Origin of the sequence: Stenotrophomonas maltophilia group sp. Smal17 (assembly GCF_030237045.1) — a bacterium.
GTDB classification, from domain to species: Bacteria; Pseudomonadota; Gammaproteobacteria; order Xanthomonadales; family Xanthomonadaceae; genus Stenotrophomonas; species Stenotrophomonas forensis.
In genome coordinates, this window is the sequence record NZ_JASJSU010000035.1 from 36,428 (window position 1) to 46,003 (window position 9,576).

Annotated in this window: 4 protein-coding genes; 3 read left to right on the plus strand and 1 reads right to left on the minus strand. The window is 69.0% G+C overall.

The window, feature by feature from the left end; all coding sequences use genetic code 11:
• The first annotated feature begins 97 nt into the window (after positions 1 to 97).
• Positions 98 to 4,552, plus strand: coding sequence for a glutamate synthase large subunit (gene gltB / locus QRO93_RS11445; RefSeq protein WP_180878566.1), 4,455 nt, complete (start codon positions 98 to 100; stop codon positions 4,550 to 4,552).
• A 61-nt stretch (positions 4,553 to 4,613) separates the two neighbouring features.
• On the plus strand, positions 4,614 to 6,059 hold the full coding sequence (locus QRO93_RS11450; RefSeq protein WP_180878565.1) for an FAD-dependent oxidoreductase: 1,446 nt from the start codon (positions 4,614 to 4,616) through the stop codon (positions 6,057 to 6,059).
• On the opposite strand, the gene QRO93_RS11455 is transcribed toward QRO93_RS11450, so the two are convergent.
• A complete protein-coding gene (locus QRO93_RS11455) occupies positions 6,045 to 8,465 on the minus strand; it encodes an ATP-binding protein (RefSeq protein WP_180878564.1) in 2,421 nt (806 codons plus the stop codon). The genes QRO93_RS11450 and QRO93_RS11455 overlap by 15 nt on opposite strands.
• A gap of 157 nt (positions 8,466 to 8,622) precedes the next feature.
• On the opposite strand from QRO93_RS11455, the gene QRO93_RS11460 reads away from it, so the two are divergent.
• Positions 8,623 to 9,489 (plus strand): methylglyoxal synthase, encoded by an 867-nt coding sequence (locus tag QRO93_RS11460; RefSeq protein WP_053509524.1) that lies wholly within the window; start codon positions 8,623 to 8,625, stop codon positions 9,487 to 9,489.
• The last annotated feature ends 87 nt before the right edge of the window (positions 9,490 to 9,576 follow it).

Genomic DNA, 9,576 nt, shown 5'->3' on the forward strand with positions numbered 1-9,576 from the left:
TGTGATCTAGTCGAGGCATCCGGTGGCCTCACGATGCGCTCCAGGGATTGGGCGGGCTTGAGTGTCCCCGTTCAATTCATTCCGCATCGAGGTAGAGATGGCCCCCCGCAACCGCCAAGGGCTTTACGACCCGCGCTCCGAGCGCGATGCCTGTGGATTTGGCATGGTCGCCCAGCTCGACGATCAACCTTCGCGCCTGTTGGTTGATACCGCCATCGCCGCGCTTTCGCGCATGACCCACCGTGGCGGCGTCGCCGCCGACGGCCTGACCGGCGATGGTTGCGGCCTGCTGCTGCGCCGCCCCGATGCTTTCCTGAAACTGCTGGCCAACGAAGCCGGCATCGTCGTCGCCGCGCGCTTCGCCGCTGGCCTGGTGTTCCTGCCGCACGATGCCGACGCCGCGCAGGCCTGCCGCACCCAGCTGCAGGCGCAGGTGGAAGCCGTGGGCTGCAAGGTGGCCGGCTGGCGTGAGGTGCCCACCGACGACAGCGTCTGTGGCCAGCTGGCGCGCGACACGCTGCCGCGCATCGAACAGGTGTTCGTCGACGCCGGCATCGGCCAGGACGACGCCGGCTTCGCGCTGGCCCTGTTCCTGGCGCGCCGTCGCAGCGAACAGCAGCTGCGCGCGCATGCCGACTTCTACGTCACCACGCTCACCCCGGATGCGATCAGCTACAAGGGCATGGTGCTGCCGGACAAGCTCAGCCGCTTCTACCCGGACCTGCAGCGCCGCGAACTGGCCTCCAGCGCGATCGTGTTCCACCAGCGCTTCTCCACCAACACCCTGCCACGCTGGCCGCTGGCCCACCCGTTCCGGATGCTCGCCCACAACGGCGAGATCAACACCATCGAAGGCAACCGGCGCTGGGCGCAGGCGCGCAGCAAGGTGTGGAAGACGCCGCGCTTCGATATCGGCGAATTCGATCCGGTGATCTCCATGCACGGTTCGGACTCGCAGAGCCTGGACAACATGCTGGAGTTGATGGTCGCCGGGGGCATGGAGCTGATCCAGGCGCTGCGCATCCTGGTCCCGCCGGCCACCCAGTCGCTGGAGTTCAAGGACCCGGACCTGGCGGCGTTCTACGAGTTCCACGGGCTCAACAGCGAACCCTGGGATGGCCCGGCTGGCATCGTCGCCTGCGACAGCCGCTATGCCGTATGCACCCTCGACCGCAACGGCCTGCGCCCGGCGCGCTGGATGCTGACCGCCGACCGCCACTTCCTGGTCGCCTCCGAAGCCGGCGTGTGGGAAGTGCCGACCGAGCGCGTGGTGCGCAAGGGCAAGCTCGGCCCGGGCGAGATGATCGCCATCGACCTCAAGCGCGGCGACCTGCTCGATTCGGAAGCCATCGACCGCATCAACCGCGGCCGCGCACCGTACAAGCAGTGGCTGCAGCAGGGCGTCACCTACCTGCAGACCGAGCTGATCGATCCGTCGCTGGTGGAAGAGCCCTTCGACGAAGGCACCCTGCGCAGCTACCACAAGCTCTACCAGCTCAGCAGCGAAGAGGTGGAGCAGGTGCTGCGGCCGCTGGCCGAGACCGAACAGGAAGCTACCGGCTCGATGGGCGATGACACGCCGATGGCGGTGCTCAGCCAGCGCAGCCGTCCGCTCTACGACTACTTCCGCCAGGCCTTCGCGCAGGTCACCAACCCGCCGATCGACCCGCTGCGCGAAGACTGCGCGATGTCCCTGTCCACCCAGCTCGGCAAGGAGACCAACATCTTCCATGCCGGCCCGGAGACGGTGAACCACGTCATCCTCAACTCGCCGGTACTCAGCCAGCGCAAGCTGCGCCAGCTGCTGAAGATGGAGCAATACGTGCAGGCCAACCGCCTGCTCGACCTGTCCTACAGCCAAGACGAAGGCCTGCGCGCCGGTATCGAGCGCATCTGCGCCGAAGCCGAGCAGGCCGCGCGCGAGGGCATGGTGATGCTGCTGCTGTCCGACCGCTACCCGGTGGCCGGTCGGCCGATGGTGCACGCCCTGCTCGCCACCAGCGCCATCCACCACCACCTTTCGCAGCTGGGCCTGCGCTGTGACGTCAACCTGATCGTCGAGACCGGCACCGCGCGCGACCCGCACCACATGGCCTGCCTGCTCGGCTTCGGCGCCACGGCGGTGTACCCGTACCTGGCCTACCAGACCCTGTTCGACCTCGGCCGCCGCGGCATCCTCAAGCTCAGCAAGGGCGGCGAGCAGTCGCAGATCGGCCGCCGCTACCGCAAGGGCGTCTACAAGGGCCTGTCGAAGATCATCTCGAAGATGGGCATCTGCACCGTGGCCAGCTACCGCGGCGCGCAGCTGTTCGAGATCATCGGCCTGGAACCGGAGGTGGTCGACCTGTGCTTCCCCGATACCGCCTCGCGCATCGGTGGCGCCGGTTTCGCGCGCCTGGATGCCGACGCGCGCGAGCTGTGCGCGCAGGCCTGGGATGCGCAGCAGGATGTGGATGTCGGCGGCCTGCTGAAGTACGTGCACGGCGGCGAATACCACATGTACAACCCGGACGTGGTGACCACCCTGCAGCGCGCGGCGCGCAGTGGCGACCCGCGTGCGTGGCAGCAGTACTGCGATGCCGTGCATGCACGGCCGCCGTCGGCACTGCGCGACCTGCTGCAGCTGGTGCCGGCCGCCACGCCCATGCCGCTCGATGAAGTGGCACCGGCCAGTGCGCTGTTCCCGCGCTTCGATACCGCTGCAATCAGTCTCGGCGCGCTGTCGCCGGAGGCGCACGAGGCGCTGGCGATTGCGATGAATCGCCTGGGTGGCCGCAGCAATTCCGGCGAAGGTGGCGAAGACCCGGCCCGCTACGGCACGCCGCGGCGCAGCAAGATCAAGCAGGTGGCCTCGGGGCGCTTCGGCGTCACCGCCGAATACCTGGTCAACGCCGAGGTGCTGCAGATCAAGGTCGCGCAGGGTGCCAAGCCCGGCGAAGGCGGCCAGCTGCCCGGCCACAAGGTCAACGAACTGATCGCGCGCCTGCGCTATGCGCGCCCCGGCATCGGCCTGATCTCGCCGCCGCCGCACCACGACATCTATTCGATCGAAGACCTGGCGCAGCTGATCTACGACCTCAAGCAGGTCAACCCGACCGCGCTGGTGTCGGTGAAGCTGGTCAGCCACGCCGGCGTGGGTACGATCGCGGCCGGCGTGGTCAAGGCCGGCGCGGACCTGATCACCATCTCCGGCCATGACGGCGGCACCGGCGCCTCGCCGGTCAGCTCGATCCGCTATGCCGGCGTGCCGTGGGAACTGGGCGTGGCCGAAGCGCACCAGGCGCTGCTGGCCAACGACCTGCGCGGGCGCACCCTGCTGCAGACCGATGGTGGCCTGAAAACCGGCCTGGACGTGGTCAAGGCCGCGCTGCTGGGTGCGGACAGCTTCGGCTTCGGCACCGCGCCGATGATCGTGCTGGGCTGCAAGTACCTGCGTATCTGCCACCTCAACAACTGCGCCACCGGCGTGGCCACCCAGGACGAGCGCCTGCGCGAGAACCATTTCACCGGCCAGCCCGAGCGCGTGGAGAACTTCTTCCGCCTGCTGGCCGAGGAAGTGCGTGGCTGGCTGTCGTACCTGGGTGCGCGTTCGCTGGAGGAAATCGTCGGCCGCACCGACCTGCTGCGGCAGATCGAGGCCGCGCCGCGCGATGGCGTGCGCGTGGACCTGTCGCGCCTGCTGGCCGATGCCCGTTACGAAGGCAGCCACTGCGCCGCGCAGCGCCTGTACGAATCGCCGGACAGCCTGGCCACGCAGATGGATGGCCTGCTGGCCCCGGCCATCGAGCACAAGCGCGGTGGCGAACACCGCTTCCTGATCCACAACACCGACCGCAGCATCGGCACCCGCCTGGCCGGTGCGGTGGCACGCGCGCATGGCAACCAGGGCATGGCCGAAGCACCGCTGGAACTGCGCTTCCGTGGCAGTGCCGGGCAGAGCTTCGGCGCCTTCAATGTCGGCGGCCTGCACCTGGAAGTGGAAGGCGAGGCCAACGACTACGTCGGCAAGGGCATGGCCGGCGGCCGCCTGGTGGTGCGACCGCCGCGCGGCGCGCGCTTCGAGGCACGCAGCACCGCCATCATCGGCAACACCTGCCTGTACGGCGCCACCGGAGGCGAACTGTTCGCGGCTGGGCGTGCCGGCGAGCGCTTCGCGGTGCGCAATTCCGGCGCGCTGGCGGTGGTGGAAGGTGCCGGTGACCACTGCTGCGAATACATGACCGACGGCGTGGTGCTGGTGCTGGGCAAGGTCGGCCTGAACTTCGGCGCCGGCTTCACCGGTGGCCTGGCCTATGTGCTGGACGTGGACCGTGATTTCGTCGATCGCTACAACCACGAGCTGATCGACATCCACCGCGTGTCGGCCGAGGGCTTCGAGAACTATCGCCAGCACCTGCATCGCCTGATCGGCCGCCACCGCGAGCTGACCGGCAGCATCTGGGCGCAGCAGATCCTCGACGAGTTCCGCGATTACATCGGCAAGTTCTGGCTGGTCAAACCCAAGGCCGCCAGCATCGAGTCGCTGACTGAAACCCTGCGCCGCGCCGCGTGATTTTGCCCGGTAGTGCCGGCCGCTGGCCGGCAACGTCCCCCCTCGCATTCCAGAGCCAGCCATGAGCCGCAAGCACGCCTTCCAGTTCCTCGACCTGCCCCGCACCATGCCGCAGCGCATCCCGGTGGAACTGCGCACCTCCGGCGACTGGGGCGAGCTGTACGGCAAGTTCGGCAAGGAAGACGCCCAGTACCAGGCCGGACGTTGCCTGGACTGCGGCAACCCGTACTGCAGCTGGAAGTGCCCCGTGCACAACGCCATCCCGCAGTGGCTGCAGCTGGTGCAGGAGAACCGCATCCACGAAGCGGCCACGCTGTGCCACAGCACCAACCCGCTGCCGGAAGTGTGCGGCCGCGTCTGCCCGCAGGACCGCCTGTGCGAAGGCAGCTGCACGCTGGAGGAATTCGGCGCGGTGACCATCGGTGCGGTGGAGAAGTACATCGTCGATACCGCCCTGGCCAGCGGCTGGCGCCCCGACCTGGGCGCGGTGCAGCCCACCGGCCAGAGTGTTGCGGTGATCGGTGCCGGCCCGGCCGGCCTGGCCTGTGCCGACCGCCTGGCGCGCGCCGGCATCACCGCCGTGGTCTACGACCGCTACGAACAGATCGGCGGCCTGCTGCAGTTCGGCATTCCCAGCTTCAAGCTGGACAAGGACGTGATCCACCGCCGCCGCGAAGTACTGGAAGGCATGGGCGTGCAGTTCCGCCTGGGCGTGGAGATCGGCCGCGATGTCAGCGTGCAGCAGCTGCTGGACAGCCACGATGCGGTGTTCGTCGGCACCGGTGCCTACCGCTACACCGATGGCGGCCTGGACGGCCAGGACCTGAAGGGCGTGCTGCCGGCGCTGCCGTTCCTGGTGCAGAACAGCCGCATCGTCGGCGGCGATGATCCGAAGGGTCGGCCGATTGCCGGCTGGGAGGACACCATCGCCCTGCCCGATCTGAACGGCAAGCGCGTGGTGGTGCTCGGCGGCGGCGATACCGGCATGGACTGCGTGCGCAGCGCGGTGCGGCTGGGCGCGGCCAAGGTCACCTGCGCCTACCGCCGCGACGAGGCCAACATGCCCGGCAGCGCGCGCGAAGTGGCCAACGCCCGTGAGGAGGGCGTGCGCTTCCTGTTCAACCGCCAGCCGCTGTCGATCGAAGCCGGCGCCGATGACGAGGTGATCGGCGTGACCGTGGTCGAGACCCGGCTGGGCGAACCCGATGCAAACGGCCGCCAGAACGCCGTGCCGATCGAGGGCAGCGAATCGCTGCTGGAAGCCGACGTGGTGATCATCGCCTTCGGCTTCTCGCCGACCCTGCCGACTTGGTTGTCCGAGCACGGCGTGGAAGGCCGGTCGAACGGCCGCATCGTGGCCGGTGGCAAGGACCGCCTGCCATTCCAGACCGCGCATCCGCGCCTGTTCGCCGGGGGCGACGCGGTGCGCGGCGCCGACCTGGTGGTGACCGCCGTGGCCGAAGGCCGCGACGCTGCCGCCAGCATCGTGCGCTTACTGGCGGGTTGAGTCCGGTACCAGCAGTACGGCCAGCAGCGCGTGCAGCGACGGCGCTTCTACCGGCTTGGCCAGGAAATGCTCGATGCCGGCGTCGCGGCAGGCCTCGCGCGTCCTGTCCAGCACGCTGGCGGTAAGCGCGATGATCGGAACCCGCGCACGGGCTGCACAGGCATCGGCGCGGATCGCGCGCGCCAGCGTGAATCCGTCCATGTCAGGCATGTGGCAGTCGGTGATCACCAGATCGAACGGCCACGCCTGCCAGGCCTCGAGGGCCCTGCGGCCATCCGTGCAGGCATGCACATGCAGCCCCAGGCCGCGCAGGCGCTGCTCCAGCAGGTGCAGGTTGGTGGGATGGTCTTCGGCCACCAGCACCCAGGCGGGCGGCAGCGCCGGCACCGCTGCGGCCGGCGGCGGTGATGCCTCCGCAGGCTGCTCGCAGGCCGCCAGGTCCAGCTCCATCCACACCGTCGTGCCCTCGCCGGGCCTGCTGCGCAGCTGCAGTTCGGCGCCCATCGACGCCGCCAGTTCGCGGCAGATCGCCAGGCCCAGGCCACTTCCGCCGAAGCGGCGCGTCGTCGACGTCTCGGCCTGGGTGTAGGCGGCGAACACCGCCTGCTGCCGTTCCGGACTGATGCCCACACCGCTGTCGCTCACCTGCAGGCGCAGCCGCTGGCCATCCTCCAAGTGCTGCAGCACCCGCACCTGCAGGTCCACGCTCCCGTGCTCGGTGAACTTCAGCGCGTTGCCGGCAAGATTGAACAGGATCTGGCGCAGGCGCAGGCCATCAGCAAGCAGCCCGGCCTGCAACGCCGGATCGAGTTCGATGCGCAGATGCAGGCCCCGGCTGGCCGCAACAGGCATCAGCAGCTGCTGCACTGCCCGCAGCATCGCCGCCAGATCGGTCGGCCGCAGCTGCAATGGCGCAGGCTGCAGGCGCTGGCTGTGCAGCACATCGTCGAGGATCTGCCGCAGCATCCTCGCCGCATCGCCCACCGTGGCAAGCACCTGCTGCTGGCGCGCATCCAGGTCGCTGTCGGCCAACCGTTCCAGCATCCCCAGCAGGGTGCTCATCGGCGTACGGATCTCGTGGCTCATCGTCGCCAGGAAGTGGGTCTTGGCCAACGCCACCTGCTCGGCCTCGCCTCTGGCCTGTGCCAGCGCAAGGGTGCGCGACTGCACTTCGCTGACATCCATCCAGTAACCACTCCACTCGACGACGCCGCCACCACGCGGCAGCGGTCGTCCATGCGAATGCACCCAACGCCAGCCCTGCGGCGACTGCGTCCGGAAGAGGACATCGATCGGCTCGCGCGCCAGCGCGGCCGCATCGACCGCTTCCGTGAGCCGCGCATGATCGTCGGGGTGGACCGCGGCCAGCAGACGCCGATGATCGATCAGCGCGGTCTCGACGCTGATCCCGAACAGCGCATGTACATCCCCTGCGATCTGCGGAATGCTGTAGTGGCCTTCTGCCGAGCGACGCGCCTGGAACACCACCGCCGGCAGATTCGAGGTCACCTCCTGCAGCCGCTGGGCGGCCACGCGGCGTCGCTCGCTTTCGCGGTGCACGCGCCAATAGCCGAACGCGTACACCAGCGCGAGCGCCAGCAGGATCAGCGAGGCCGGCACCAGCCAGTGCAGTGCTGAAAGTGACGACTGGCTTCGCGGCACCGCCGGCAACCAGGCCGCACGCATCGCCTGGCGTCGTGCGCCACTCAAACTGGACACTGCCTGCTCGAACTCATCGATGACGCCCGCACAGTCGGGCACCGTGGCCAGCACCAGCGCATCGTCGAAGCCGGCCGGTGCAGCGATGACCAGTGGATCTCCCCGGTAGCGCCGCAGGGCGGCCTCGACCTCACCGAGATTGGCGATCACCGCATCGACCAGGCCGGTGCCCAGCAGCGAGAGCGCGTCATCGAGCGGTGCCGGAGGAAGCAGCTGTGCGCCGGGTGCCTGTTCGGCCAGCAGCGCGGCCAACGGCTCGGGGTCCGGACTGGCCACGGTGCGCCCGCGCAGCGCCGCCATTCCCAGCACCGGCGGCGCATCCCGGCGCCGTACGATCACCTGCGGCAACTGCAGGAAGGGGGCACTGGCCACCCAGCCCGGGGGCAGCTGCGAACGTGGCCAGCCCAGCAGGGCCTGGATGTTGCCGGGCACCCTGCCCTCGACCACCGCGACGGCCGGCAGCGGCTGCGGCAGCAACGGGCGCTGTGCAGCCAGCAATGCCAGGTAGTCCGCGCCGGGTCCGCTCGCCTGTCCATGCACATTGGCGGACAACGGCGCGCGGTCGGATGGCCAGGCGATGCGCAGCGGCGAGCCGCAACGTGCGGCAGAGGCAGAGGCAGTGGCTGGCAGCAGCAGGCATGCCATGACGGCAGCGGCGGGAAACCCAACGACGTTCACGGCAGGCATCCTCATTCGCCGGCGGGAGAAACGGCCGCACAGCGGTACCGCTGCCTGCCACGCTAGCGGCGTGTCAGCAGGCGGCAATGAAGAAAGTTGCAAATGCATCCGGCAGGGCTAATGCCGACATACACTGCCGCTTTCACCCGTACCTGCGGAGCTTTCGATGCGCATCGGCCTGGCTGCCAACCGTCTCCACCACCACGACGCGCGGGCGGCGCTGTTCCGCTGGTTGCGTGCCAGTGAGTCCGGACTGCGTGAACTCGGCGTATCGCTGCACGCGGTCGGCCGCACCCATGACGCGATCGGGCGGCAGGGATTCCTGGCCGGGTACGACGGCCTGCACCGCTATCCCTACGGACGCGAAGGCGGCCTGATGAAGCTGGTGGCCGAGGTGGTCGGCATGGGCCCGGAGCGGACGCTGGATGGTGCGATCTATCTGATCGACCCGGTCGATCCGTCGTCCGTGTTTCCGGAAGCCACTGCACTGAAGCGACAGTGCGTGATCCACGGCAAGCCGTTCATTTCGACCGTGGCCACTGCGCGCGACTGGGTGGAGGTGGAGCGTATCCATGCGGGCCTGGATGCAGACGCCGGCGCCGATGACCTGCACGGCTTCGAAGGGCATACGTTGGCGCTGATCGCCCACGATGCGATGAAGCCGGCGATGCTGGCCTTCGCCGACGAGCACTTCGCGGTACTGGCGCGATTCGGCGAACGCGTGGCGACGGGCACCACCGGGCAGCGCTTGAATGAACTGGCCTGGAGCCGCGGCTGGCCCAGTGACACGCCCTGGGTGACGCGCTACCAGAGCGGCCCGATGGGCGGCGATGCGCAGATTGCCGACCGCGTGCTGGAAGGCCGCTGCCAGCGCGCGATCTTCTTCGAGGACCCACACGTGGCGCGCCAGCACGAGGCGGACATCCAGCTGCTGGAGCGGGCGGTGACCACGGTGACCGACCAGGCGGTGTGCATTACCGCGCCGCGGGTGGCGGCACGCTGGGCGACGGCGGCGGCGCTGCGGGCGGGGTGATGGAGGTTTCGGCCAACGGCTGAGCCCCTCGTGGCTGGCGGTATCTGAAGGCAAAGCCGTGCTTGGCCGGGCGGGTGAGCCATGCAG

Excerpts from the sequence above, each read along its gene's own strand:
- QRO93_RS11460 (WP_053509524.1), top strand. The coding sequence starts at position 8,623 with ATGCGCATCGGCCTGGCTGCCAACCGTCTCCACCACCACGACGCGCGG.
- QRO93_RS11455 (WP_180878564.1), bottom strand. The coding sequence starts at position 8,465 with ATGCCTGCCGTGAACGTCGTTGGGTTTCCCGCCGCTGCCGTCATGGCA.
- QRO93_RS11450 (WP_180878565.1), top strand. The coding sequence starts at position 4,614 with ATGAGCCGCAAGCACGCCTTCCAGTTCCTCGACCTGCCCCGCACCATG.
- gltB (WP_180878566.1), top strand. The coding sequence starts at position 98 with ATGGCCCCCCGCAACCGCCAAGGGCTTTACGACCCGCGCTCCGAGCGC.